The sequence below is a fragment of the Ruminococcus flavefaciens MA2007 genome (assembly GCF_000621845.1).
Taxonomy (GTDB): domain Bacteria; phylum Bacillota; class Clostridia; order Oscillospirales; family Ruminococcaceae; genus Ruminococcus; species Ruminococcus flavefaciens_E.
The window spans coordinates 170,878-195,621 of the sequence record NZ_JHXF01000009.1; the positions used below are offsets into that span (position 1 = coordinate 170,878).

20 protein-coding genes, 1 tRNA gene and 1 riboswitch are annotated in these 24,744 nt (G+C 46.6%); of the genes, 19 read left to right on the forward strand and 2 right to left on the reverse strand.

Annotation, left to right across the window (positions count from 1 at the left end; genetic code table 11):
• Nucleotides 1–76, reverse strand: a riboswitch (adenosylcobalamin-variant (AdoCbl-variant) riboswitch).
• A 156-nt stretch (nucleotides 77–232) separates the two neighbouring features.
• Both T497_RS0106065 and T497_RS0106070 read left to right on the forward strand, forming a co-directional pair.
• Nucleotides 233–306, forward strand: a tRNA-Arg gene (locus T497_RS0106065).
• A gap of 155 nt (nucleotides 307–461) precedes the next feature.
• Nucleotides 462–1,253, forward strand: a complete 792-nt coding sequence (locus T497_RS0106070) for an NUDIX hydrolase (RefSeq protein ID WP_242839979.1) — start codon at nucleotides 462–464, stop codon at nucleotides 1,251–1,253.
• A 76-nt stretch (nucleotides 1,254–1,329) separates the two neighbouring features.
• On the opposite strand, the gene T497_RS0106075 is transcribed toward T497_RS0106070, so the two are convergent.
• Nucleotides 1,330–1,962 carry a hypothetical protein gene (locus T497_RS0106075; RefSeq protein ID WP_028514844.1) on the reverse strand — a complete coding sequence of 211 codons (633 nt, stop codon included), beginning with the start codon at nucleotides 1,960–1,962 and terminating at the stop codon, nucleotides 1,330–1,332.
• Between the two features lie 204 nt (nucleotides 1,963–2,166).
• On the opposite strand from T497_RS0106075, the gene T497_RS0106080 reads away from it, so the two are divergent.
• A complete protein-coding gene (locus T497_RS0106080; protein ID WP_080693311.1) occupies nucleotides 2,167–2,622 on the forward strand; it encodes a GNAT family N-acetyltransferase in 456 nt (151 codons plus the stop codon).
• Nucleotides 2,623–2,779: 157 nt separating this feature from the next.
• Here T497_RS0106080 and T497_RS0106085 read toward each other — a convergent pair whose 3' ends face one another.
• The gene (locus T497_RS0106085) at nucleotides 2,780–5,488 is read right to left on the reverse strand and encodes a glycoside hydrolase family 9 protein (RefSeq protein WP_028514846.1); all 2,709 of its coding nucleotides are present in this window, start codon (nucleotides 5,486–5,488) and stop codon (nucleotides 2,780–2,782) included.
• A gap of 286 nt (nucleotides 5,489–5,774) precedes the next feature.
• Here T497_RS0106085 and T497_RS0106090 point away from each other — a divergent pair, with 286 nt between their 5' ends.
• The 16 genes from T497_RS0106090 to glgA all read left to right on the forward strand — a co-directional run bounded on the left by T497_RS0106090 (nucleotide 5,775) and on the right by glgA (nucleotide 24,428).
• Nucleotides 5,775–6,359 (forward strand): guanylate kinase, encoded by a 585-nt coding sequence (locus T497_RS0106090; protein WP_028514847.1) that lies wholly within the window; start codon nucleotides 5,775–5,777, stop codon nucleotides 6,357–6,359.
• A 43-nt stretch (nucleotides 6,360–6,402) separates the two neighbouring features.
• Nucleotides 6,403–7,929, forward strand: coding sequence for a polysaccharide biosynthesis protein (locus T497_RS16050; RefSeq protein ID WP_037324527.1), 1,527 nt, complete (start codon nucleotides 6,403–6,405; stop codon nucleotides 7,927–7,929).
• A gap of 153 nt (nucleotides 7,930–8,082) precedes the next feature.
• A complete protein-coding gene (locus tag T497_RS0106100; protein WP_242839980.1) occupies nucleotides 8,083–9,003 on the forward strand; it encodes a mechanosensitive ion channel family protein in 921 nt (306 codons plus the stop codon).
• A complete protein-coding gene (locus tag T497_RS0106105; protein WP_028514849.1) occupies nucleotides 9,003–9,878 on the forward strand; it encodes a metallophosphoesterase in 876 nt (291 codons plus the stop codon). The genes T497_RS0106100 and T497_RS0106105 overlap by 1 nt, the downstream gene beginning before the upstream one ends.
• A 4-nt stretch (nucleotides 9,879–9,882) precedes the next feature.
• On the forward strand, nucleotides 9,883–11,124 hold the full coding sequence (locus tag T497_RS0106110) for an aminoacetone oxidase family FAD-binding enzyme (RefSeq protein ID WP_037324529.1): 1,242 nt from the start codon (nucleotides 9,883–9,885) through the stop codon (nucleotides 11,122–11,124).
• Nucleotides 11,121–12,707 (forward strand): NAD(P)/FAD-dependent oxidoreductase, encoded by a 1,587-nt coding sequence (locus tag T497_RS0106115; protein ID WP_028514851.1) that lies wholly within the window; start codon nucleotides 11,121–11,123, stop codon nucleotides 12,705–12,707. Before T497_RS0106110 ends, T497_RS0106115 begins: the two co-directional genes overlap by 4 nt.
• 142 nt (nucleotides 12,708–12,849) lie before the next feature.
• Complete coding sequence (locus T497_RS0106120; RefSeq protein WP_028514852.1) at nucleotides 12,850–13,113, forward strand: hypothetical protein; 264 nt, start codon at nucleotides 12,850–12,852, stop codon at nucleotides 13,111–13,113.
• Nucleotides 13,114–13,123: 10 nt separating this feature from the next.
• Nucleotides 13,124–13,975 (forward strand): 16S rRNA (adenine(1518)-N(6)/adenine(1519)-N(6))-dimethyltransferase RsmA, encoded by an 852-nt coding sequence (gene rsmA / locus T497_RS0106125; protein WP_028514853.1) that lies wholly within the window; start codon nucleotides 13,124–13,126, stop codon nucleotides 13,973–13,975.
• A gap of 26 nt (nucleotides 13,976–14,001) precedes the next feature.
• Nucleotides 14,002–14,970: a cobalamin biosynthesis protein gene (locus T497_RS0106130; RefSeq protein WP_028514854.1), complete on the forward strand. Its 969-nt coding sequence runs from the start codon at nucleotides 14,002–14,004 to the stop codon at nucleotides 14,968–14,970.
• A gap of 25 nt (nucleotides 14,971–14,995) precedes the next feature.
• Nucleotides 14,996–15,520 (forward strand): bifunctional adenosylcobinamide kinase/adenosylcobinamide-phosphate guanylyltransferase, encoded by a 525-nt coding sequence (locus tag T497_RS0106135; protein ID WP_028514855.1) that lies wholly within the window; start codon nucleotides 14,996–14,998, stop codon nucleotides 15,518–15,520.
• A 42-nt stretch (nucleotides 15,521–15,562) separates the two neighbouring features.
• Nucleotides 15,563–15,955, forward strand: coding sequence for a bifunctional adenosylcobinamide kinase/adenosylcobinamide-phosphate guanylyltransferase (locus T497_RS0106140; RefSeq protein ID WP_028514856.1), 393 nt, complete (start codon nucleotides 15,563–15,565; stop codon nucleotides 15,953–15,955).
• A 139-nt stretch (nucleotides 15,956–16,094) separates the two neighbouring features.
• A complete protein-coding gene (locus T497_RS0106145; protein ID WP_028514857.1) occupies nucleotides 16,095–18,329 on the forward strand; it encodes a SpoIIE family protein phosphatase in 2,235 nt (744 codons plus the stop codon).
• Between the two features lie 248 nt (nucleotides 18,330–18,577).
• Nucleotides 18,578–20,590 (forward strand): 1,4-alpha-glucan branching protein GlgB, encoded by a 2,013-nt coding sequence (gene glgB / locus T497_RS16055; protein WP_037324533.1) that lies wholly within the window; start codon nucleotides 18,578–18,580, stop codon nucleotides 20,588–20,590.
• Between the two features lie 38 nt (nucleotides 20,591–20,628).
• On the forward strand, nucleotides 20,629–21,855 hold the full coding sequence (locus T497_RS0106155) for a glucose-1-phosphate adenylyltransferase (protein ID WP_028514858.1): 1,227 nt from the start codon (nucleotides 20,629–20,631) through the stop codon (nucleotides 21,853–21,855).
• A gap of 14 nt (nucleotides 21,856–21,869) precedes the next feature.
• Nucleotides 21,870–22,991: a glucose-1-phosphate adenylyltransferase subunit GlgD gene (gene glgD / locus T497_RS0106160; protein ID WP_028514859.1), complete on the forward strand. Its 1,122-nt coding sequence runs from the start codon at nucleotides 21,870–21,872 to the stop codon at nucleotides 22,989–22,991.
• A gap of 15 nt (nucleotides 22,992–23,006) precedes the next feature.
• Nucleotides 23,007–24,428: a glycogen synthase GlgA gene (gene glgA / locus T497_RS0106165; RefSeq protein ID WP_028514860.1), complete on the forward strand. Its 1,422-nt coding sequence runs from the start codon at nucleotides 23,007–23,009 to the stop codon at nucleotides 24,426–24,428.
• Nucleotides 24,429–24,744 lie beyond the last annotated feature (316 nt).

The following is a 24,744-nucleotide window of genomic DNA, read 5'->3' on the forward strand; positions in this document are numbered from 1 at the left end:
TGTCTGACGAGCGATCCGACTATACGGCAGTGACTGCTGCGACGGATTTGCACCGTACTTCCCTCAGTTTCAGACAAAAATATTATAGCATATAGTTTGCTGAAATGCAACATTCGGTAAGAAAAATTCACGTATTTTTAAATATTGAACCTTGATTGTTTGTAAAAATATAAAATTATATCATAAGACTTGCAATGAGCAGTTAAATGTGGTAAAATATTATACGTGATGTGTCCCAATAGCTCAGTAGGATAGAGCGACTGCCTCCTAAGCAGTAGGCCGGAGGTTCGACTCCTCTTTGGGACGCTGTAAGCTCCCCGATATTTGTCGGGGAGCTGTTTTTTTACCCGAAATATTTAAATTTTTCAAAAGGTCTTGACTTTTTCCATTCTAAGGTATATAATGTATAGCGCTGAATAAAGGCGTTTTATGGGAGAAATATAGATAAAATGGAGAAGATTATGGAAGATGTTGAAATTTTTCTGAGCAGACTTGCCCCTGAGAAAAAGCTCTATGAGGAAGCTGCAAAAAAGCTTGGCACGGCAGATATAACAGACAGATTCACACTTTCGGGAGCTATTGCCGAAAAGGGCGCTCCTGTGTCCTACAAGGTCTATATTTCTGACGAGGATATAGAAAACAGCACTATCGAAGAAATAAAGTCGGTATTTTCAGAGGCTGCCGAGGAAAATCCTGAGATCAGCGTTGAGTTTATTTCCGATGAGTTCCTCAACCTTATCGATGATAAGGCAAGGATAACTGCTGACAGCAAGCCGAGAAGCCTTGTCCACAGGGACGGCGATCTTCACCCGACAGTACATATTTGGATGATAAAGCGCCGTGATATGGGAGTTTTCGTTCTTTTGCAGAAACGTGCTCATGAAAAGGATATCAATCCTGACTGTTACGATGTATCTGCGGCAGGACACGTATCTCAGGGCGACGAGTTCCGTTATACTGCACTGAAAGAGGTACATGAGGAACTGGGACTTGATATAGACAGGAGCAAGCTTGAATTTATCGGACTTAAAAAGGCTGAGTTCAACAAGGACGGCATACATGATAACGAGCTCGTGGCAGTTTACATCTGCCGTGAGAATATCAACATCGAAGACCTTGTGCTACAGTCATCTGAGGTCTCTGAGGTATGCTGGGCTGAGATAGACGAGCTTCTCTCCATAATGAAATATGAGGATATCCCGAATTGTATCTCACTTGACGAGCTGGACATGATAAAAAAAGCAGTATTTTGAAAAAAGCAGGCAAAGCCTGCTTTTTTATGTGTGATTCATCATTAAAAAAGGCGTGATATCATCACGCCTTTTGTGTTTATTCAGATGCAGCAGCTCCGCCGTCTGCCGGTGCGGGAGCCGCGGTCTCACCGCCTGTGCCTGCGCCGCCGTTATCAGGTGGAGTTACAGGATTTTCAGTGCCTGTACCTGTGCCGCCCTCAGGAGGAGTTACGGGATTCTCGGTTCCTGTACCTGTACCGCCGTTCGGATCAAGTGTCGTACCTTCACCGTTAGGATATGTGGTGAGTTCACCTGTACCGCCTGCATAGCCGCTTACAACGGAAGTTGTAGTAGTGGGAGTATAGGTGTTGAGCTGTCCCGAGAAGTCGCCTGACGGGATCTTCTGTCCCTTGAAGAAGCCATTGCCCGAGGTAAAGCTTATGGTGTATTCTGACTTCTTTACCTTTGTGACTGTAGTTGTACGCTTTGTCTTGGATACAGTGCTTGTAGCTGTAGTGGTAACAGCTGTAGTAGGGCTTGTACTCTGTGGATCCTGCTTGTATATGCTCTCACGTCCGAAGCTGGATATCATCTTCTCCGACGGAGTTATTGGAAAAATAACAAAAAAAGTAAGAATAACAGCTGTAAGTGCAATAAAACAGCCGCACGAAACGAGGGTTATCTTGGTGGATTTTTTCAGATTGCTGAAAAAGCCGTTTCCTCTGCTCATGTAATAAACACTCTCCTGTACATAGTTATGTATTTATTATACTACTGATGTCGGAAAAAGTCAAGCTATAGTATGCCTGTTTGTGTGAAAGTATGATGAAAAGTGCCTGATCGTGAGCAGTTTTGGTCTTTTCGATTGACAATATGTCAGTGAAGTGCTATAATAACAGAAATTGCAATAAAACTTCACACGAAAGGAACAATCATGATAGTACAGATACACGATAAAAACGAGAAAAGAGCCATATCACGCAAAATACTTGAAGCTCTGACGGAATGGTTCGAGGTGGACGAGTCAAGAGAGCAGTATATCGCCGAAAGCGCTGACAGGATATTCTTTGCAGCCGAGGAAAAGGGAGAATATGTAGGTTTTCTGTGCCTTAAAGAAACGGGCAATGCTACGGTAGAGCTTGCGGTTATGGGCGTTCTGAAGCCCTATCACCGCGGAGGTATCGGCAGGGAACTTGTTGAAAAAGCAAAAGAAGCCGCTAAATTCTTAGGATATTCATTTATGCAGGTAAAAACTGTAAAAATGGGAGTGTATGAAGATTATGACAGAACAAATATGTTCTATATAGGCTGCGGATTCAAGGAATTCGAGGTATTTCCCGATTTATGGGACGAAGCGAACCCATGTCAGATATATGTGATGGCACTGTAAAATGTAGGGGACGCCGCTGTCTGCAAATAATAAAAAAGGACGCAAAGGGGAGCCCCCTTTGGCGGAATCGCAGGTTACCAAATATGAGCCGTTACTTTACGGCTCGGTAGCCCGCTTTTTCCGTTAAGGGGAGCAGCCTAATGCGTCCTTTTTTCATTTATTTATCGTTTTTCTTGAGCTTAGCCATTTTATAGATGAAAAGCTCCAGCGAGATAAGCGCGATAACTGCCGCACCTGCTATAAGACCTACCTTGAGGAGTCCGCCGCTGTTCTTGTCGTCGTCCTTTTCATCGTCGGTCTTTTTCGCTTTTGTAGTCTTGGCAGTTGTTTTCTCGGTCTTGGTTTTCTTGGATTTTGTAGTTGTCGCTTCTTCCTTGTCGGACTTTTTGCCGTTTGTGTGTGGAGTAACGACGATTCCCTCGTCTGTAGCCTCCTGAGCTGTAAAGCCTGCCAGCCATGCAAGTGAAGCGTTCCAGTTGATAGTACATTCGTTTACAGACCATGCCTCGATGTTGTCAAGATAGCATTTCTGAGGCGGTATCTTGCCCTTTTTCCAGCCTGAGCCCTGTACCCACGGATCCTGCATACCGGAGTTCGGACCGCCGCACATTACGCCGTTTGGCGCCTTGGGGAAAGTCTCGTCTATCTGTCTTGCCCAGTAGCGGTGGTGAGGATATTCAATAGCGTGAGTGCCGTAGCCTGTAACATAGGAGTAGTCCATAGCGTTTCTGCCGAGGATATAGTCCATACCGCCGATAGCTCCGTCAAGGTAGCTCTCGTCCTTTGTGAGCAGATAAGCGTAAGCTATAACGATAGCATTATCGGTCACGAATGAGTTAGAGCCCCAGATATAGCCCTCGTCGCTGTCGTTGTAGCTGAGCTTGCTCTGGCCGTAGGGGACTCCGTAGCCCTGATTCTCTTCAAGTGAAATGAAGTTATCAGCTGCGGAAACGATAGCCTCCTGGATTATCTCAGCGTCGCCCTTGTCAAATTTATCGGTGTTGAGTGCCGCACTGAGAGTAGCAAGACCGCCTGTATTGCCCCAATCGAAGCTGCCGACAGTATCAACGCTTTCGCCGCCGCCTAAAGTCTGGGGGACATCGAGGAAGAACTTGTTCTCTGTAGCCTCGTCGTAGTAGTCCTCGTCACCTGTGGTGATGAAAAGCTCCAGAGCAGCCCAGCAGAATTCGTCTTCAACGTCTGTGTCGCCGTATGCACCGCCGCCTATGGATTCATCAAGCGGAGCGTACATCTCGGGGTGCTTCTTTGCAGCCGCAAATGCATTTTTTGCAGCTGTGAGACACTGCTCGGCGAAATCGCTGTCGTAGTCTTTCCACAGTCTTGCTGCCTGAGCTCCGCAGGCTGCCAGATTAAGAGTTGCTGCAGTCGTCGGAGGCTTGACGATACGCTTCATATCGTCGTCGGCAGGCGCGATTCCGAGAGCAGTCCACTTCTCGTCGTGAGCCTTGTGGTAAGCCATGCCCTTGTATTCGCCGCTTTCGACTATCATTTTCAGCATCCATTCCATTTCCCAGCGGGCTTCGTCGAGAAGGTCGGGAGTGCCGTTTGTGTTTTCGGGAAGAAGCATTGTTCCGTCGCCGTAAGCGTCCTCAAAGCCGTATTTGAGAGCTGTTTCATATTGGTTCTGCATGAGCCAGAGGGAGAAGCCGCCGTTTACAACATACTTACCGTGGTCGCCTGCGTCATACCAGCCGCCTGTAACGTCTATAGAGCCGCTGCTGCCGCTGTAGCCCCATGTCTGCTCTATCTCAGCCATATCCTTGGGGTGACCTGCTGCACGGGCAAGCTCGGAAGCCTCGCCTGAGGAGATGAAATCGCTCTCTATTTCGATACCGCTTCTGTTCTGGTAGAAGTAGTTGAGGGAATCATAAAGCAGGCTGGAATAAGTCTCCGAGCCGCATATCTCGAAGTCGCGGCTTTCGGAGCCGTCCTCTGCTTCGATATGGTATGTACCTTCCTTGTCAAGGTCGGTGAAGTCGATGATATGTACTTCGTCATCTGAGTCCTTGTCGTGACCAAAGGGAGTGCTCTTGCCTTCGTATACGGTCTTGCCTGACTCGTCAATTACCTCGAAGTCAACAGGCTTTGAGGAGTCGCTTAGGAGAGTAGCTTTTTTGGCTCTTTTTGGGAAGTAGCAGACCTGGTTGGTGAGAATGCCTGCACGCTCCCAGACCTCAGCCGAAGGGTAGTCGTTCTCGTCGCCTGAGAGGTCGATGAGGGACATATTGTCGAATTTTATCTCTGTGCCGGCAGGGAAGCAGTCACCGTTGGTGTACTGACCGTCGCCGCCGAGGTGGAACGCCCATTCCGCAACATCAAGGGACTTGTCTGCTGTAAATGTAAGGTCTACCTTTTTAGTCTCGTTTTTGCCTATCTGTATGCAGTCCCATGTGCTGTTGAAGTCGGGGCCGCCGTCAGCCATCATATTGTGCCAGATCTCTACGTCGCCGTCTAAGTTGCCTATCTTGGTGTAGTACTTTCCGCTCTCCGAGGGGGTTATCTCATAGGATACCTTGTACTTGTGTCCCGAAACTATCTTCAGTCCTCTGTGTCTGAACTGACAGTCCCAGCGGTCCTCGCCGCCTCGCGAAGCTCCGCCCGGATTTACGATAGTCACGGTGTAAGCGCCCTTTTCGATCTTGAAGTCCATTTCACCGGGGGCGGACTCTACAATGTGCCACGGGAGTCCTACTCCGTTTTCAAAGTCTGTCTGACCGAGCTGCTGACCTGCATTCGCATTGAGGGGAGCGAACTGCATTCCTGCGGGGCATACAGCGCCTGCCGCAACAACCACAGCAGCAAGAGCCGAAACAGCTCTGCAAGCAGTTATTTTTTTCTTTTTCATGCTTTAAACCTCCGTTTTCTGCAATTTTTCCACTATATACTTTAATACTTTTTATATTAGTTGTAAAGCGCAGCAATAGAAAATTTACAATTTGTCCCTATAAAACGGCATTTTGCTCATATTCATAGTCTTTACTTAAAATATTTCGGCTATTTAGACTATTTCCGCAAAATATGCACGAAATGTCATATTTCAGCAATTTGTGCACTTGATTTATTTGTTTCGTTGTGATATAATTAAATTCGTATGGATTATCTGTGCTTACTTTATTAACAGGAGTTATGGTATGAACCATATTTTTTATCTTATGGGCAAGAGTTCATCGGGAAAGGATACCGTTTACAGCCGTATCCTCGAAGATTCAGAGCTTATCCCCATTGTTCTCTACACTACCCGTCCCATTCGTGCAGGCGAGCGCGAGGGCGTTGAGTATCATTTCGTTGATGATGAGCGTTTCAATGCCATGAGGGACAGCGGCGAGGTAATAGAATGGCGTACATATGATACAAAATGCGGCAAATGGTCTTATTTTACCGCAAAGGACAGTATCAGCACCGACAGGGGGGACCGGATCGGTATCGGTACGCTGGAGTCTTATCTGAAAATAAAGGAATATCTCGGTGATGAGGTGCTTATCCCTGTCTATATCGAAGTAGACGACGATATAAGATTCCTCAGGGCTGTGGAAAGAGAAAAAAGGCAGTCGGCTCCAAAATATGCGGAGCTGTGCAGGCGTTTCCTTGCTGACAATGAGGACTTTTCCGATGAAAAGCTCAGAGAGGCAGGAGTTACAAAACGTTTTTCAAACAACGGCAGTCTCGAAGAGTGTCTGTCTGCTGTAAAAAAATATATATGTGATTTTCAGGAATGATTTTTGTGGTATCCGTTGGAAAGCGGAATTAGGGAGGTTTATTGTGAGTTTGGAAAATTATTACTGCGAGTGTGCAAAGAGAACTATGATAATAGGCGGCGGCGTAGCCTGTGAAATGCTTCTCAAGGAGATATTCAACGCTCAGAAGTCGCCTTACACTGACGATAAATATTCTGCTCAGTTCAACCCTGTGTGCATTATCGACAACGATTGCCATAAGGTTGGTAAGGAGATAATGGGCGTCAAGGTCGTAGGCAGAGAAGATGAGATAGTTAAGTACGCTAAGGAGTTTGAGATAGAGCAGCTCATTCTTGCTATACCGTCACTTACTTCGGACGAGCGCAAGGCTGTTATAGATATCTGTAACGAGACAAAGCTGCCCCTTAAAATTGTTCCGTTTATCGGTACTCTTATACTTGATGATTCGGCAACTCTGCTCGGTCAGGTACACGATATCAAGGTCGAGGAGCTCCTCGGACGCGATCCTATCAAGTTTGACAACAAGGACATAAGAAACTTCGTCAGCGGCAAAAGATGTATGGTAACAGGCGGCGGCGGAAGTATCGGCTCGGAGCTTGTTCGCCAGATCTGCAAATATAACCCTAAGCAGGTAATAATCGTTGATATCTACGAGAATAACGCCTACGAGATACAGCAGGAGCTTGTAATGGAGTACGGCGAGAACCTCCACCTTGTAACCCTTATCGCTTCTGTTCGCGATTATTACCGCATGAACCAGATATTCGAGAAGTACAAGCCTGAGATAGTATTCCATGCAGCTGCACACAAGCACGTGCCGCTTATGGAGGCTTCTCCTATGGAGGCTATCAAGAACAACGTTATTGGTACATTTAACGTTGCTTCACTTGCACAGTTCCATGATGTAAAGAAGTTCGTTATGATTTCCACCGATAAAGCAGTAAACCCCACCAACGCAATGGGCGCTTCAAAGCGCTGCTGCGAGATGATAGTTCAGTACCTTTCTCAGCAGCATGAAGGCAGAACCGAGTTCGTTACCACACGTTTCGGAAACGTACTCGGCTCAAACGGCTCTGTTATACCGCTCTTTAAGAAGCAGATAGAGCAGGGCAAGCCTGTAACTGTTACCCATGAGGATATTATCCGCTACTTTATGACTATCCCCGAGGCTGTAAGCCTTGTTATGGAGGCAGCTGCCATTGCTCACGGCGGTGAGATATTCGTTCTTGATATGGGACAGCCTGTCAAGATAGTTACTCTTGCCGAGAACCTTATCAGAATGTACGGCAAGGTGCCATATAAAGATGTACCTATCGTATTCACAGGACTTCGTCCGGGTGAGAAGATAAAGGAAGAGCTTCTTATGGACGAGGAGGGACTGCAAAAGACCTCAAACAAGCTCATTTTCATCGGCAAGCAGATAGATATAGATGAGGACCACTTCGCTTCGCGTCTTAAAAAGCTTCGTGACGCCGCACAGCTCAATGATGAAGAGGTCGCTATATCAGCTCTCCATGAAATGGTACCTACATTCATAACTCCCGAGGAGTTCAACAGAATGCAGAGAGAAAAGAACGCTGTAACCGAATAATTGATGATAACTGCACTGAGATATCCTGTCTCAGTGCAGTTTTTGTTTTAAAGTAAAGATTTATTGTAAATTTTCTTTTCATTTCTTGCTATTTTTGATATCTTATGTTATAATTAATTATGATTAATCATTTTTTCTGGAGATGATGATATTTTGACATCTTTTTACAGCCTTACCGAAGAGGTTTCGGATATAGTTACAGAGGAGGCTTCCGCCGATACCACAAATGAGGTCATGGGAAGCATACAGGAATCCGTGGAAAAGACCTCGGGCATTCTCAATGACGGACTTGGCTATATACAGAAAGCGCTCCCGACGGTGATAATTGCTCTTGTTATACTGATAGTTGGCATACTTATCTCAAAGCTCATTGCAAAGATAGTCGGCAAGGCGGTTTCAAAGTCCAATGTAAACGGTGCGGCTAAGAGCTTTCTTGTGTCGCTGATAAAGATAATTCTCTATATCGCAGTCATAATCATGGCACTTTCGGTGCTGAATGTGCCTATGTCGTCGATAATCACCATACTTGGTGCGGCAGGACTTGCTATCAGCTTGGCACTGCAAAGCTGTCTTTCCAACCTCAGCGGCGGATTTATCATACTCTTCACTAAGCCATTTACTACGGGAGATATCATAGAGCTTGATGACTCTGTGGGAACAGTCCGTGATATCGGTATATTCTATACTAAGATAGTGACATTTGACAACAAGACAGTATTTATCCCAAACGGCAAGGTAACAGACGCTAAGATAGTCAATTACACAGAGACTCCCACAAGGCGTATCGACCTTACTTTCGATATCAGCTACAGCACTGATTTCGGCAAAGCCCGTGATGTGATACTTGAAATAATCTCGAATGAGAAGCTTATACTAAAGACTCCCGAGCCGATAGTACGCATGAGCGCACATAATAGCAGTTCAATTTCCATTGATGTTCTTGTCTGGGTAAACAATGCTGATTACCTGACAGAGCGCTATAATATGACCGAGGCAGTAAAAGCTGCCTTTGATGAGAACGGTATCGTGATACCATTCCCACAGCTGGATATTCACGTAAAGGATAAGGTTTAATGGCTGAAAACAAGCAGAAAAAAGCTCCGACAAAAAAGACAGAAACTGACAAGCCGAAGAAAAAATCACATTTATGGCTGTGGATACTGATTTTCATAGTGTGGCTGTTTGGCAACTATACGCTGAATACCAACAAGACTTCCATTACCTCGCCAAAGGTGAGCAGTAAGGTGCGTTTCGCCGTTATAAGCGACCAGCACGCTACGAAGCACGGTATAAAGAACAGCAAAATAGTTGAGAAAATAAAGGACGCTTCTCCTGATATCGTATTTATCCTCGGCGATATGTACACGCGAAAGAGCGACTGGGAGCTGATACAGAAGCCCATTGACCTTACCGCAGATTTAGTCTCCGCAGGCTATCCGGTTTACTGCGTAACAGGCGAGCATGACACCGATGAGCGTTATGTCGCGGAGCTGAAAAAGGTCGGAGCCCACGTTCTCAGCTATGATGAGGAGACTATTGACGTAAAGGGAAACAGAATCCATATAATGGGCATAGACAACGTATATTACAGTCCTACATTTGACCTGAATACAGCTTTTTCTCTTGATGACAGCTGTTATAATGTTCTCCTTGCGCATATCCCGAATTATGATAAGTTTGCGGATTTCGGCGCAGACCTTACCCTGTGCGGAGATACTCACGGAGAAATGGCACAGCTCCCGTTCGGAGCAGGCCCGCTGTACTGTTCGGAAAACAAAACATGGCTTCCCAAGCTTCTTCACAAGGAGCAGAAGATATATGACAAAGGATTCTTTGACTATGAGGGCGGAACGATGTTCATAACTTCGGGCATAGGAGTTTATCCTGCGCCTGTGCGTTTCAACAACCGTCCCGAGGTAGTCATTATGGATATCAGACCAAAGGGGTGAAAATATGAGTAAAATCACAGATATCGCCGTTATAGGGGGCGGCGCGTCGGGACTTGCAGCTGCTATCGAAGCAAAAAACGTCATGCCAAAGGCAAGGGTAGTCATTCTTGAAAAGCTTGACCGCGTAGGCAAGAAGCTTCTTGCTACAGGCAACGGCAGATGCAATCTCAGCAACATGGATATGGGCTCACATCATTATCACGGCAGCGTGAAGAATGTGATGCGCATAATCAACGGTACTCCCACAGCCAAGGAATTCTTCGGAAGTATCGGCGTTGTGTGCTCTGCTGATTCAAAGGGCAGGATATATCCGCGCAGCAACAGTGCGGCTACAGTGCTGAATGCTCTGCGTCTTCGTGCAAAGGAGCTCGGCATAATCGAGCGCTGCGGCTTTGAAGCCAACTTTATCGAGAGTACTCCCGACTGCTTCAGAATATCCTCGGAAAAGGGCGAGAAGTACCCCTGCAAGCGCGTTATCGTTGCAGCAGGCGGCTATGCAGCACCTCAGTTCGGAACTGACGGCAGCGTAATAAGACTTCTCCGCAGCAACGGCTGTCACACCACAAAGATATGCCCTGCTGTAGCGCCTTTGCGTGTACGTCCCGAGCTTCTCAAGGGACTAAAGGGAGTTCGTGCCAAGGGCAAAGTCACGGCTCTTTCCGCAGGCAGGATACTAAAAGAAGAAACAGGCGAGATACAGTTTACGGAGAGCTCTCTGTCGGGTATCTGTGTTTTCAATATGGCTCATCTTATATCACAGTACGACGGCAAACTGACGCTTCGTCTTGACCTTGCCTCGGATATGGATATGGAACAGCTTGTGGGCTATCTCCGTATCATACAGTATCAGCGCAGCAGCTGTACCTTAGAGGAGCTTCTCACAGGACTTTTCGTCCGCAATCTTGCGTTTTATCTGACAAAACGCGCTCTTGGAAAGCCGCTTACCGAGTCAATTTCAGCTTTAAAGGAAGCCGACCTGCGTACAATAGCACAGCTCATAAAGAATCTGGATTTTGAAGTTCTCGGCAGTGCACCGTGGAAAGAAGCACAGGTCACATCAGGCGGCATAAGCGGTGACTGCGTTGACGAGCAGCTCCAGCTGAGAGGAGCAAAGGGCATATTCCTCTGCGGCGAGATACTTGACGTTGACGGCGACTGCGGCGGATACAATCTCCAGTGGGCTTGGTCATCGGGTATCATGGCTGGCAGATGCTGTGCAAATTCTCTGAGAGGAGCGCTTTTATGATAAGAGTCGGCGGTATCAGGGTATCCCTTGATACAGACTTTTCAAGGCTTGAAGATATATGCGCCAAGAAGCTTAGACTCGAACGAAGCAGGCTTATCAGCGTAAGCCTTGCAAAGAAGTCAGTGGACGCGAGAAAAAAGAGCGACGTTCACTTCCTTATATCTCTTGATATCGAGGCGAAAGGCGAGGAAAAGCTTCTTAAAACGCTGAAAAATGCGGTAAAATACAAAAAGCCCGAGTATAGTATCCCAACTGTGAAAAATGCGGCTTATCGTCCTGTTATCGTAGGCTTCGGACCTGCGGGAATGTTTGCGGCGCTTGTTCTTGCAATGGCAGGAGCAAAGCCCATAGTCCTTGAAAGAGGCTGCGATGTGGACTCCCGTGTAAAGGCAGTTGAGGAATTTCAGTCAGGCGGAAAGCTTGATACCGAGTGCAATGTGCAGTTCGGCGAGGGCGGAGCAGGTACATTTTCCGACGGCAAGCTTACAACAGGTATAAAGGACAAGCGCATAGGCTGGATACTGGAACGTCTGGTGGAGTTCGGAGCTCCCGATGAGATACTTTACCTTGCAAAGCCCCATATCGGCACGGACAAGCTTCGCGGAGCTGTCAAGGCGCTTCGTGAGAAAGTCATATCTTTTGGCGGAGAGGTAATATTCAATGCTAAATTCTGCGGCTTTGAAGCTGAAAACGGTTCGATATCCGCAGCTAAATACAAAAAAGGCGGGGAAATCTGCACTATTGACACAAAAAGCGTCATACTTGCTACAGGACACAGTGCAAGGGACGTTTTCGAGCTTCTCTACAATGAGAAGATAGACCTGTCGCAGAAAAGCTTTTCTGTGGGAGTCCGTGCGGAACATCTGCGAACTGATATCGATAAAGCGATGTACGGCGCTTTTGCAGGTCATAAGGCGCTGAAAGCAGCTGATTACAAGCTGGCTGTACATCTTCCCAACGGGCGCACTCTCTACACATTCTGTATGTGCCCGGGGGGATATGTTGTGGCGGCTTCTTCCGAGGAGGGCAGGCTTGCTGTCAACGGCATGAGCTGTTTTGCCCGTGACGCGGAGAACTCCAACAGCGCTCTCCTTGTGAATGTAGGTCCCGAGGACTATGGCAGCGACCACCCACTGGCTGGTATGTGGTTTCAGCGTGACCTTGAGGAAAAAGCGTTCAGAGCCGGCGGCAGCGATTATCATGCACCTGCGGCAGTTCTTCGTGATTTCATGAAGGGACGTGTCAGTGAAAAGCTTGGCAGAGTCAAGCCATCATACCGTCCCGATGTGAAGTTCGCAGCTCCCGAGGAGTATCTTCCCGATTATGTCTGCGAATCCCTGAGAATGGGAATAACAGAAATGGGAAAGAAGATACAGGGGGTTGACGACGGCGACACGCTGCTGACAGGAATAGAGAGCAGGAGCAGCTCTCCTGTGCGCATAAACAGGGGAGAGGATATGCAGTCTCTCAGCCTGAAAGGGCTTTATCCCTGCGGCGAGGGTGCAGGCTATGCAGGCGGAATAGTTTCCGCGGCAGTTGACGGCATGAAATGCGCAGAAGCATTGCTGGAAGCAATAGTTTAGAGTTGAGAGTGAAGAGTTGAGAGCTAATGTGTTCGCTCATGTTATTTAAATAATATCGACGCAGGCGATACAATAACTCTAAACTCTCAACTAAAAAATATTTTTGTTTGAAAAATAATAATAACTGAAACGGAGGCTTAATATGAAGATCAATGTTATTGGCGGAGAAATGGACAGACGCGAGATCGACGAGTACATAAAGTACGCTTCTCAGAAGTACGTCGGACGTCAGATCGGTGAAATGGATATCATTATAGACGGCGAATTTGTAGATTTGCAGGTACACTTCAAGGATATGGATTTTCAGAGAGCCTACCGCTCGGCTGATTACCTTGTGAACACTCTGGAAAAGCTCAACAACGCAAAGCAGAAGGAGTTTTCCGAAAAAGAACGTCACAAGGTCTAAGGAGAAATAAATGAATCTGACTAATATCGGCACAGTCAAGGATATACTTGGGCGTCACGGCTTCAGCTTCTCAAAGGGACTGGGACAGAACTTCATTATCAATCCCGATATATGCCCTAAGATAGCTGAAAACGGCAACGCAAAGGAGGGCTTCGGCGTACTTGAAATTGGTACGGGTATCGGAGTCCTTACAGCTGAGCTTGCAAAGCGTGCGGACAAGGTAACGGCTGTGGAGATCGACTCGCGGCTTCTGCCCATACTGGCAGAGACGCTGGAGGAGTTCGACAACGTAAAGATAATTAATGAGGACGTGATGAAGTGCGACCTCCATAAGCTCATAGCTGAGGAGTTCGGCGGACTTCGGGTGGCAGTATGTGCGAATCTGCCCTACTACATCACATCTCCCATTATCATGATGTTATTGGAAAATAGACTGCCTATCGAGTCCATAACTGTCATGGTACAGAAAGAAGCCGCACAGCGCCTTTGCGCAAAGGTGGGCACACGCGACTCTGGTGCTATAACTGTGGGAGTAAACTACTACGGCACGGTAAAGAAGCTTTTTGACGTATCACGTGGCAGCTTTATGCCTGCACCAAATGTTGATTCGGCTGTTATCAGGATAGACCTTAACACCGAGCACCGACTTGACGAGGAAAGCGAGCACTTCTTCTTCAAGGTCGTCAAGGCAGGCTTTTCGCAGCGCCGCAAGACTCTTGCCAATTCACTTTCCTCTGTTATGGGTATACCTAAAGAGAAAGCATATTCAGCTCTGAAAGGTCTCGGACTTCCCGAGGCAGCACGCATCGAGCAGCTTGACATGGAGCAGCTCATAGCTCTGTCGGCAGAGCTTCAAAAATAAACTGTAATCAGAAAGGCTGAAAGAAGATGAATATAGCAGTTTTTTCTGTCACTGAAAACGGCAGGCAGCTTTCAGTGCGCATTGCCGAGGCTCTCGGTGCAGAGCACAGGGTAAGCCGTTATTGCTTCCACAAGCATACCGATGACAATGCAGCTGTTTTCTGGAATATGGGCAGCATGGTTGGACGACTTTTCGAGCGCTCCGACGTATTTATCTTCGTGTGCGCCTGTGGGATAGCTGTCCGTGCGGCAGCTCCATACCTTGGCACAAAGCCCGATGATCCTGCAATAATAGTCATGGACGACGGCGGCAGATTCGTTATCCCTGTCCTTTCGGGACATATCGGCAGTGCAAATCATATTGCGGAGATACTTGCCGATTCACTCGGTTCCACTGCTGTTATAACTACGTCCGAGGACGAAGCAGGCGGCTTTTCACTGGAGAGTTTTGTGGCGGCAAACGACCTCATAATATGTGACGGCAAGGCAGCAAAGGAAATATCGTCAGCCGTACTGCACGATGAGAAAATAGGCTTTTTCAGCAATTATAAGCACAGCGGACTGCCCGAGGAGCTCACGGAGTTCGGCGTTTGCAGAACAGGTATCTGCATTGACGCAAATACGGCTGTGAAGCCTTTTGATGTAACCGTGAATCTTGTGCCTAAGAACGTTGTTCTCGGTATGAGATGTAAAAGCGATACATCAGCCGAAGCTGTCGAAAGCGCAGTGACTTCCGCTCTTGACGGTATCGGCATTAAACGTATAAGCTGTATTGCTGCTGTAGGCGAAGTTCCTGAGCTTTGCAGCTTCTGCGAAAAGCTTGGTGTATCGTTTAAGATATATGGATCTGCTGAGCTTGACGGCGGCGAAGCTGAATGTGAGCAAATTGCTCTGAAAAGCGGCGGAAAGCTTATCATAAAGGAAAAAGAATTTGACGGTATCAGTATTGCGGTTTCGGAGACTCCCGTATTTCTTGATTTTGAGAGGAAAAGCTGAGGCTTTTGAAAGGTGTTGAGTGAGTATGATAACCCTTGTGACAGGCGGAACAAAGTGCGGAAAATCAGGCTATGCCGAGAAGCTGATAGACAGGCTCAGCTGTCCTAAATACTATATCGCCACGATAAATCCCGTAGGTGATTACGCACAGGAGGTCATCGCCAAGCGCATGAAAATGCATACTCAGAAGAAATACGTGACTATAGAATGCCCCCGCGATATCGCCTATGCTGATATCCCTATCGGCAGTGCTGTTATCGTTGAGGAGATAGGCAGGCTCTGCGCAAATGAAATGTTTGTTGACGGCAGGATACTCCGCACCGTTGATAAGATAGTTTCAGGTCTGGAGCTCATAGGCGCAAAGGCTTCGGAGCTTGTCATCGTAGCTAATGACATAAGCAGAGACGGCATAAGCTACTCTCCCGAGCTTATGGAGTACATAAAGGAAATGGGTGAGATAAGCCGCAGGATAACTGCATTTGCAGATAATGTCATCGAGTGTGTTTACAGTGTTCCCGTAGCCTTGAAGGGCTCTGCACTGCTTGACTGATAAACTGAAAAAACGAAACAATACATCGTGGAGGTATTTGATATGATAATGGTAACAGGCGGAGCATATCAGGGAAAGCTGGATTTTGTATGCAGACATTTTGGCCTTGAGAGCTCAGATATCGCAAACGGTTCTACCTGTGATTTTGAAGAAGCGTTCAGCGCTAAGTGCATAAAGAGCTATCACAGATTCATTGCAAGGCTTATTGCTCACGGCGTTGACTGTGTGCAGTTTACTGAGCGTCTGTGTGCTGAGAACAAGGACGCCATAATCATACTGGACGAGATAGGCTGCGGAATAATCCCTGTTGAAAAAGCGGAGAGGAAGCGCCGTGAGATAACAGGAAAATGCGGCTGTATCATAGCAAAGAACAGTGACGATGTAATAAGAGTCACCTGCGGTCTGCCTGTTTATATCAAGGGCGGTAACCAATAAAATACGGTATTAAGCTGTGCAATGCACAGCTTTTTCTTTTTTACAGCAAATTATCCCCGAAACTGTGCTTTTTCGCGGCGAATAATGACAGATAATGCACCTTTCACATGGTATAGTATATTTTTGTGAGGTGACGTAAATGATAAATTTAAAAAAGATAACATCGTGGAAATATTTAGAAACTGCGGCAGCTTTTTCTGTTTCATTTGTCGTGGGATTCTTCATGTCGGACGCCAAGATAGCTGGAATTGCGTCCTTTGCTGATATTTCGGCGGCAGGAGCTGTCGGACTTTCTCCATCAGCCGCAGTTTTTACGGGAAGTCTTGTCAGAAGTATACTAAGCGGTTCAGTCGGACATAATATTGTGAAGCTATCGGCTCTGGCGCTTATCGTGATGATAAAAATGTTCCTTGAGCCGAAAAACGATCCGAAGCTGTGCGGTATCAACACATTTGTAAGCGTTTTTGCTTCGGGAGCGGCAGTCTCGGCAGTTATAGGCGAGCTGCTTTACAAGCTGCCGTTTTATGCCTTTTACGGAGCAGTAGCAGGCTTTGCGGCATACTCGGCGGCACTTATGATAATGGGACTGAAACGCCGACGAGTCATCGACCTGTCTGGTATGGGAGGATTATCCTGTACCGTGGTGTATATAATCGTTGTTTCGGCACTGTGCGCAGTCAAGCTGCCTGCACTGAATATCGGCGTAATTTTCGGGGCAGCTGTCACTCTCGGGGGAGCTTATTTCTATAAGCAGTCAGGCGGTGTTCTCTGCGGCACACTGACAGTCTGCGGAGCATTTCTTGCTTCAAGGACTGTGGGAATGGATATAGTTCTTCTGCCTGCCGCAGGATTGCTCACAGGCTTTCTACGCAGGCAGAAGCCTCAGAACGCAGCATTGGGATTCACAGCAATAAGCTTTGTCCTGACAGCTCTGACGGGGCTTACAATGAGCAGCTTTGACAATATGCTGAATATTGTCTGCGGCGCGATTGCTTTTATTCCTCTGGCACAGCATTTTTCGGATAAATGGATAAGGACAGGCGTAGAAGAAACAGCACTTTCGGATATTATCGGAACAAGAATGGACTTTCTTTCAAAGACAGTAAAGGAACTTCGCACCGAGTCCGAGCGTATCTCTAAAATGCTGTCTGTAGGCGGCGACAGAAAAAAAGAGATAGAAGAAAACTGCGAGAGGGTATGCTCATTGTGCTACCGCAAGCCCTTCTGCTGGAAATCCGACAAAGGCAATACCTACCGCGGCTTTTCAAAGCTTTCGGAGATGACAGAGTTTGCCGCCGAGAGCTTTCCTGCGGAGCTTGCGGATTGTCTTCACAAAGGAGAGCTCCTTGACGCCTTTGCAAAAAGCTCACATGAAAAGGCTGCGGCAAGGCTTATGGAAATGCGTTTTTCAGAGAGCAGGAGCATACTTCACGAACAGCTGAAAATTACCGAAGAGCTTGTGCGTTCGGCAGGGGAGAGAGTAGATGTGAGATACTCAGAGAACGTCAGCCGAAGCATAAGAAAAAAGCTTGAAAAATTCGGTATCGGGCCTAAGAATGTCATCGCATATTACAACAGCAAAAACAGGCTTCTGGCTGAAGTCTACTTCAACGCAGAATGCTGTCCCGAAAGCAGTACACGGGTATGTGACCTTATCGCAGACGAGCTGCATTTGCAGCTTGACCACACCGAGCCTATACGCTCGGAAAACGAGATACGGATACGCATTTTTGAAAAGCCTGCTTACTCTATCGAGGTGGCTGCGGCGTCTTCATGTGCGGACGACTCAAAGGAAAACGGCGACACTCATGCGATATTCTGTGACGGAGAGGGAACGGCGTATGTAACCCTTTCCGACGGCATGGGAACAGGCAGGGACGCGGCTGCGCAGTCAAGGCTTGTAGTAGGACTTTTCCGCCGCCTTGTGACAAGCGGTGTGGACTTCGGTTCGGCTATAAAACTTATCAACTCTGTCATGGTCACCAAGTCGCATGACGAAAGCTTTGCGACTCTTGACGCAGTTCGAATTGACCTTGACGAGTGCGGTCTGACCGTCATTAAATCGGGAGCCGCCGCTACCCTTATCCGTCACCGCGGAAGCGTACTGAAAATAACCTCGCCGACTTTTCCCATAGGCATTTACGAGAGCTCCGAGGTGTTCGTCAGGGACTGCGGATTCGAGGAGGGCGATATAGTCATCATGTTTTCAGACGGCATATCGGAGAGCTCCTTTCCATTCATCAAAGAGCTCCTTCTAGGAGGCGATGACCTGCGTCATATAGTCGAAGAAATATGCGCTAAATCCGAGGTTTTCAATCCTAATATACACGCCGATGATGTGACGGTTATCGGCGTCAGAGTCAGAAGGTCATAATAATAACAAGATATGAACTTTGTGAACAAAATATTAACTCAAATGTCATACTGAGCGGCTGATTTGGTGACATTTGCTGTGCATTTTAACAAGAGTCTACAAATAAAACCGAGAAACAATACGTCAAATTGCACTAATAAGGCATGGTAATATTAGCATAACGTATGAAATTTGAGCGTATTTCATAAAAAAGCTTGAATAATTCTGCTGATTCTGATAAAATGTATTATAGCAAAGGAGGCTGAATCATGTCTGTAAACAAAAATAACAATAATACAAACGAATTTCCGATGTACCTTTTTTACCAGGGAAAAAACTACGAGGCATATAAATTTTTTGGCGTTCACTCTATAAAAAAGGGACGGAGCAAGGTTTTTATTTTTAGAGTTTGGGCTCCTAATGCTGTAAGCGTATCTGTTGTCGGAGACTTCAATAAATGGGATAGGACCAAGAACCCGATGAAGCTTATTTCTGACGGTATCTGGGAGACTGAGATAGGAAAGCTCAGTCAGTTTGACGCATATAAATTCAGCATTGAAACAAAGGACGGCAGGATCATCAATAAGGCTGATCCATATGCCGCTCATTTTGAGACTCGCCCCGGAACTGCTTCAAAGATATTTGAGAGCAGCTTTGAATGGAGCGATGATAAATGGTTCAGGGAGAAAAACACCGAAAGCATCTACAAAAGCCCTGTGAACATCTACGAGGTGCATCTCAGCTCGTGGAAGAACTACGGCAACGATGTTTACCTTGATTATGTCACATTTGCAAAGGAGATAATCCCGTATCTAAAGAAAATGTCGTATACTCATGTGGAGTTCATGCCCCTTACGGAGTACCCCTACGACGGTTCATGGGGATATCAGGTAACAGGCTATTTTGCGCCTACCTCACGCTATGGAACTCCTGATGATATGCGAAAGATGATAGACCTTTTCCATGAGGCCGGGATAGGCGTTATCCTTGACTGGGTACCTGCTCATTTCCCCAAGGACGAGGCAGGTCTCTATGAATTCGACGGCACCTGCTGCTACGAGTACACAGATGACCGCAAAAAGGAGCACAAGGCATGGGGCACAAGAGTGTTTGACTACGGCAAGGCCGAAGTATGCTCTTTCCTCATTTCCAGCGCTAATTACTGGTTTGACGAGTTCCACATCGACGGTCTGAGAGTAGACGCGGTAGCTTCAATGCTTTATCTCGACTATGACAGACGTGACGGCGAGTGGGCTGCCAACATTTACGGCGGCAACGAGAACCTTGAGGCTGTAGAGTTCCTCAAGCATCTCAACGAAGCTGTATTCAGCAAGCACCCCGACGCTCTTATGATAGCCGAGGAATCAACGGCATGGCCTCTTGTTACAAAGCCGACAGATATAGGCGGACTGGGCTTCAACTTCAAGTGGAATATGGGCTGGATGAACGATATGCTCAGCTATATGTCCCTTGATCCCATATATCGTGCGTTCAACCACGATAAGCTCACATTCTCATTCTTCTATGCATTCTCGGAGAACTATATCCTGCCTATCTCACATGACGAGGTAGTTCACGGAAAGTGCTCCATGATAAATAAAATGCCGGGCGAGTATGAACAGAAGTTTGCTTCATACCGCGCATTTCTTGCGTATATGATGGCTCACCCGGGCAAGAAGCTGCTCTTTATGGGACAGGAATTCGGTCAGATGAACGAATGGAATTACAAGTCACAGCTCGACTGGGGACTTATGGTATATGATTCGCACAGGAATTTGCAGAAGTTCTCTGAAAAGCTGAACAAATTCTATATTGAAAACGCTCCTCTCTGGCAGAATGACGACTCATGGAACGGCTTCAGCTGGATATCAAACGACGACTACAAGCAGAGTATCATCTCATTCAGACGTATCGACGATAATGGTGAGGAGATAATCGCTGTGTGCAACTTCGTCCCTGTTGAGCGCCGTGATTACAGGATAGGCGTTCCGCAGAAGGGCAGGTATAAGCTTATCTTCAACACCGACGCTGTTGAATTTGGCGGCTCGGGTATATCCGAGAAATCATTCAAATCGGACAAGGTGCCTATGCACGGATTTGACAACAGCATATCCATGACGCTTGCTCCGCTGTCGGTAATTTATCTCAAATTCGCACCTGTGAAGAAGAGAACTCCGAAAACGGAGGAGAGTGCAGTAAAAACTGCTGAAAAGGCAGCTGCAAAGAAAAAAGCTGCTCCAACTGCCAAGAAAACATCGGCTAAGAAAAAGCCTACTGAATAAAATAATAAATACAACATGATTCTCGGAGGTATAGAACAATGTATAGTAAAAAAAGAGTCGTTGCAATGCTCCTTGCAGGCGGTCAGGGCAGCAGACTTTATGCACTGACTAAAAACGTAGCAAAGCCTGCCGTTCCATACGGCGGCAAATATCGCCTTATTGATTTCCCTCTCTCGAACTGTACCAACTCAGGTATAGATACAGTGGGCGTTCTCACACAGTACCAGCCTCTTGTACTGAACGAGTACATCGGCAACGGTCAGCCGTGGGACCTTGACAAAATGAACGGCGGAGTCCATGTGCTTCCGCCATATGAGACACAGGCAGGAGCTTCGTGGTACGAGGGCACTGCCAATGCGATCTATCAGAATATCCGCTTTATCGAGCGCTATGATCCCGAGTATGTTGTAGTTCTCGGCGGCGACCACATCTATAAAATGGACTACTCAAAAATGGTGGATTTCCATGTAGAGAACAATGCCGACTGTACTATCTCCGTCATAGACGTTCCGAAAGCTGAAGCTTCGCGCTTCGGTATCATGATATGTGACGAGCAGAAGCAGGTAACAGACTTCGTTGAGAAGCCAAAGGAGCCTAAGTCTACTCTCGCGTCAATGGGTATCTATGTATTCAGCTGGGCAAAGCTGAAAAAGTACCTCATAGATAACGAGAATGAAGCCAACGCAAAGCGTGAGAAGGGGGAGCCGTGGTCTAAGGACTTCGGCAAGGATATCATTACATCAATGCTCCGCGACAAGCAGAGACTCTTTGCATATGAGTTTGAAGGCTACTGGAAGGACGTAGGAACTCTCGATTCGCTGTGGGAGGCTAATATGGACCTTCTCAGTCCTAATGTTCCTCTTGATCTTTATGATCCCAACTGGAAGATATATTCACGAAACAACAACTATCCGCCTCAGTATGTGGGTGACAATGCCTGCATTGAGAACTCCATGATCTCCGAGGGAAGCACTATCGACGGAACAGTCGATTTCTCTATACTTTTCTCGGGCGTTACCATTGAGCCCGGTGCTACTGTGAACTACAGTATCATCATGCCCGGTACGGTGATAAAATCGGGAGCTGTTGTTGAGTACGCCATTGTCGGAAGCGACAGCGTTATTGAAAGTCACGCACGTATCGGTTCAAGTCCCGAATCTGTAGACAACAGAGATGACTGGGGCATTGCCGTTGTCGGACATAACGTTACTGTTTCGGAAAACAAGGTCGTTGAGCCGAAGCAGATAATCGGCGAAAATATCTGACGGAGGAATGTACTATGAGTGTTAATTATAATGTTTTGGGACTTGTCTTTGCAAGTATGCATGATTCATATGTCAGCGAGCTGACAAAACAGAGAACAATGGGTTCAATACCTTTCGGGGGACGTTATCGCCTTATCGACTTCCCGTTATCAAGCTTTGTTAATTCGGGAGTTACGGAAGTAGGCGTTATAACGAAATCTAATTACGGTTCACTCCTCGATCACCTCGGATCAGGACGTGACTGGGATCTTGCCCGTAAAAAGGGCGGACTTCATCTCCTTCCGCCTTACAGCCATACGAGCAGCATCTATAAGGGCAGACTTGACGCCCTCAATAATATATGGAGATACGTTGAACATTCAAATGCCAAGTATGTTATCATGTCAAACTGCGACGTGGTAACTATGATAAACTTCAACCCTGTGCTCAAGCAGCACAAGGAAACAGAAGCTGATATCACGCTTATCTACAGCAGAGGATATTATAACTGCGAGAAGAACAACTGCGCTACTGTTCTTGAATTTGACGAAGACGGAAGACTCAAGGATACGCTGGTCGATCCGCAGATCTCAGGAGAGTGCAACCTCTGGCTGGAAATGTGCATTATCACAAAGGACTTCCTCAAGAAGATAGTTGCTGACGCTGCAAGCAGAAATCAGTACAGCTTCACCCGTGAGATATTGCAGGCAAAGAAGGACGAGTTCAAGATAATGGGCTATAAGCATGACGGCTTCTTCACAAGGATAGACAGTATCCAGAACTATTACAATTCAAGCAGACTTCTGCTTGACACCGAAAAGAGAAATGCTCTTTTCACAAAGGGAATGCCTGTTCTTACGAAGATAGGCGACAACGGTCCTGTTAAGTACGGTCTTGAGTCCAATATAAAGGATTCTCTTATTGCGGACGGCTGTATCGTAGAGGGCACAGTTATAAACTCTATCCTCTTCAGAGGCGTAAGAGTAGGCAAGGACTCAGTAGTAAAGGATTGTGTTCTGTTTCAGGGCACAAAGGTAGGTACGAGCTGCAGCATATCATCGGTAATTACCGACAAGAATGTTGAGATAAGCAACGACAAGGTGCTTACAGGCTCGGAAACATACCCGCTGTATATTGGAAAAGGCGGTAAGATCTGACGGCGGTGATCTAATATGAAAATACTATTTGCTGCCAGCGAGGCTGTACCTTTTGCAGCCTCAGGCGGTCTTGCAGATGTAGCAGGTTCGCTTCCCAAGGCGATAAAGTCCAAGAAACATGATTGCAGAGTGGTTATCCCTCTCTACAAATCCATAAGTGCAGAGCTGCGCGAGAAAATGGTATTCCTTACCAATATAACTGTTGATGTCTCATGGCGCAAGCAGTACTGCGGCATTTTTATGACTATCAAGGACGGCATAACCTACTACTTCATTGATAACGAGTACTATTATTCAAGAGACGGTCTCTACGGCTTCTATGACGACTGCGAGAGATTCGTATTCTTTGACAGGGCAGTGCTCGAAATGCTCAAGTATATCAAATTCACACCTGATATTATCAATTGCAACGACTGGCAGACAGCCCTGATACCTGTATATTATAATGTTTATTACAAGTATCAGCAGGGCTATGACGGCATAAAGATAGTTTACACTATCCATAACATTGAATATCAGGGCAAGTACGGAAAGGAAGTCCTCAGCGAACTCATGGGTATCCCCATGTATAACGCAGGACTTATCGAGTACGACGGCTATGTGAACATGATGAAAGGTGCTATCGAGACCTGTGACATGATAACCACGGTAAGCCCGAGCTATGCGTGGGAGATACTTGATCCGTGGTATGCTCATGGTCTTGACAGGATACTTGTGACAAAGCAGTATAAGCTTCGCGGTATCATGAACGGTATTGATACGAAGCTTTACGATCCCGACAAGGATAAGTACATAGAGGCTAATTACTCGTCAAAGAAGCTTGCGGGAAAAGCCGAGTGCAAGGAGGCTCTCATTGAGAAGCTTGGGCTTGCAAAGGGCGACGAACCTATAATAGGTATAGTTTCCCGATTTGTAAGACATAAGGGCATTGACCTTATCCGCTGCGTCTTTGAGGAGATGATACATGACGGTATCAAGTTTGCTGTCCTCGGAAGCGGCGAGAAGATATATGAGGATTTCTTTACGGAAATGGCTGCTCGCTATCCCGAGAGAGTATCTGTGAATATAGGCTTTATCCCTGAGCTTTCTCACAGGATATACGCAGGCTCGGATATGTTCCTCATGCCGTCTCAGAGTGAGCCCTGCGGACTTGCTCAGATGATAGCAATGCGTTACGGAGCTATCCCTGTAGTACGTGAAACAGGCGGACTACGCGATTCTGTCCGTGATAACGGCGGTGAAAACGGCAACGGCTATACATTTAAGACGTATAACGCCAATGATATGCTTGACGCCGTGAAACGTGCGTGGAACGACTACAATGACAAGTCCGAATGGGAAGAACTTATGCAGCGTGCTATGGAATGCGACCACAGCTGGTCGGCATCTGCCGAGGAGTATATCGATACCTATAAGGAGCTTTTGTCAAATAAATAGGTACATTTCAGCCCGAGGCTGTTTAAGAGCAGCTTCGGGCTGGATTATCCATAATACGAAAAGCTTATAGGGAGTTCGTTATTTCGTACAAAAAGAAGCTGATTCTTTGGGTAAAATTCGATTTGACAAATCGTGGAAGTAATGTTATAATGTATTTACTGTCCGACAAGGAGAGACAAGCGAAAGAAAAATTTCTGAAAGAAATTTGAAAAAAGGCTTGACAAACCTGAGAGATAGTGATATAATATTAAAGCTGTCCCGCGAGGGAGACTGAGCGGAGAGAGCAAACAGCATCTTGAAAATTGAACAATGCGAA

Bases quoted from the DNA above. Each gene is read 5' to 3' on its own strand.
- T497_RS0106155 (WP_028514858.1), top strand. From the start codon at position 20,629: ATGTATAGTAAAAAAAGAGTCGTTGCAATGCTCCTTGCAGGCGGTCAG.
- T497_RS0106075 (WP_028514844.1), bottom strand. From the start codon at position 1,962: ATGAGCAGAGGAAACGGCTTTTTCAGCAATCTGAAAAAATCCACCAAG.
- T497_RS0106070 (WP_242839979.1), top strand. From the start codon at position 462: ATGGAAGATGTTGAAATTTTTCTGAGCAGACTTGCCCCTGAGAAAAAG.
- rsmA (WP_028514853.1), top strand. From the start codon at position 13,124: ATGAATCTGACTAATATCGGCACAGTCAAGGATATACTTGGGCGTCAC.
- T497_RS0106105 (WP_028514849.1), top strand. From the start codon at position 9,003: ATGGCTGAAAACAAGCAGAAAAAAGCTCCGACAAAAAAGACAGAAACT.
- T497_RS0106115 (WP_028514851.1), top strand. From the start codon at position 11,121: ATGATAAGAGTCGGCGGTATCAGGGTATCCCTTGATACAGACTTTTCA.
- T497_RS0106085 (WP_028514846.1), bottom strand. From the start codon at position 5,488: ATGAAAAAGAAAAAAATAACTGCTTGCAGAGCTGTTTCGGCTCTTGCT.
- T497_RS0106140 (WP_028514856.1), top strand. From the start codon at position 15,563: ATGATAATGGTAACAGGCGGAGCATATCAGGGAAAGCTGGATTTTGTA.
- glgA (WP_028514860.1), top strand. From the start codon at position 23,007: ATGAAAATACTATTTGCTGCCAGCGAGGCTGTACCTTTTGCAGCCTCA.
- glgD (WP_028514859.1), top strand. From the start codon at position 21,870: ATGAGTGTTAATTATAATGTTTTGGGACTTGTCTTTGCAAGTATGCAT.
- T497_RS0106130 (WP_028514854.1), top strand. From the start codon at position 14,002: ATGAATATAGCAGTTTTTTCTGTCACTGAAAACGGCAGGCAGCTTTCA.
- T497_RS0106135 (WP_028514855.1), top strand. From the start codon at position 14,996: ATGATAACCCTTGTGACAGGCGGAACAAAGTGCGGAAAATCAGGCTAT.
- T497_RS0106120 (WP_028514852.1), top strand. From the start codon at position 12,850: ATGAAGATCAATGTTATTGGCGGAGAAATGGACAGACGCGAGATCGAC.
- glgB (WP_037324533.1), top strand. From the start codon at position 18,578: ATGTCTGTAAACAAAAATAACAATAATACAAACGAATTTCCGATGTAC.
- T497_RS0106110 (WP_037324529.1), top strand. From the start codon at position 9,883: ATGAGTAAAATCACAGATATCGCCGTTATAGGGGGCGGCGCGTCGGGA.
- T497_RS0106145 (WP_028514857.1), top strand. From the start codon at position 16,095: ATGATAAATTTAAAAAAGATAACATCGTGGAAATATTTAGAAACTGCG.
- T497_RS0106080 (WP_080693311.1), top strand. From the start codon at position 2,167: ATGATAGTACAGATACACGATAAAAACGAGAAAAGAGCCATATCACGC.
- T497_RS0106090 (WP_028514847.1), top strand. From the start codon at position 5,775: ATGAACCATATTTTTTATCTTATGGGCAAGAGTTCATCGGGAAAGGAT.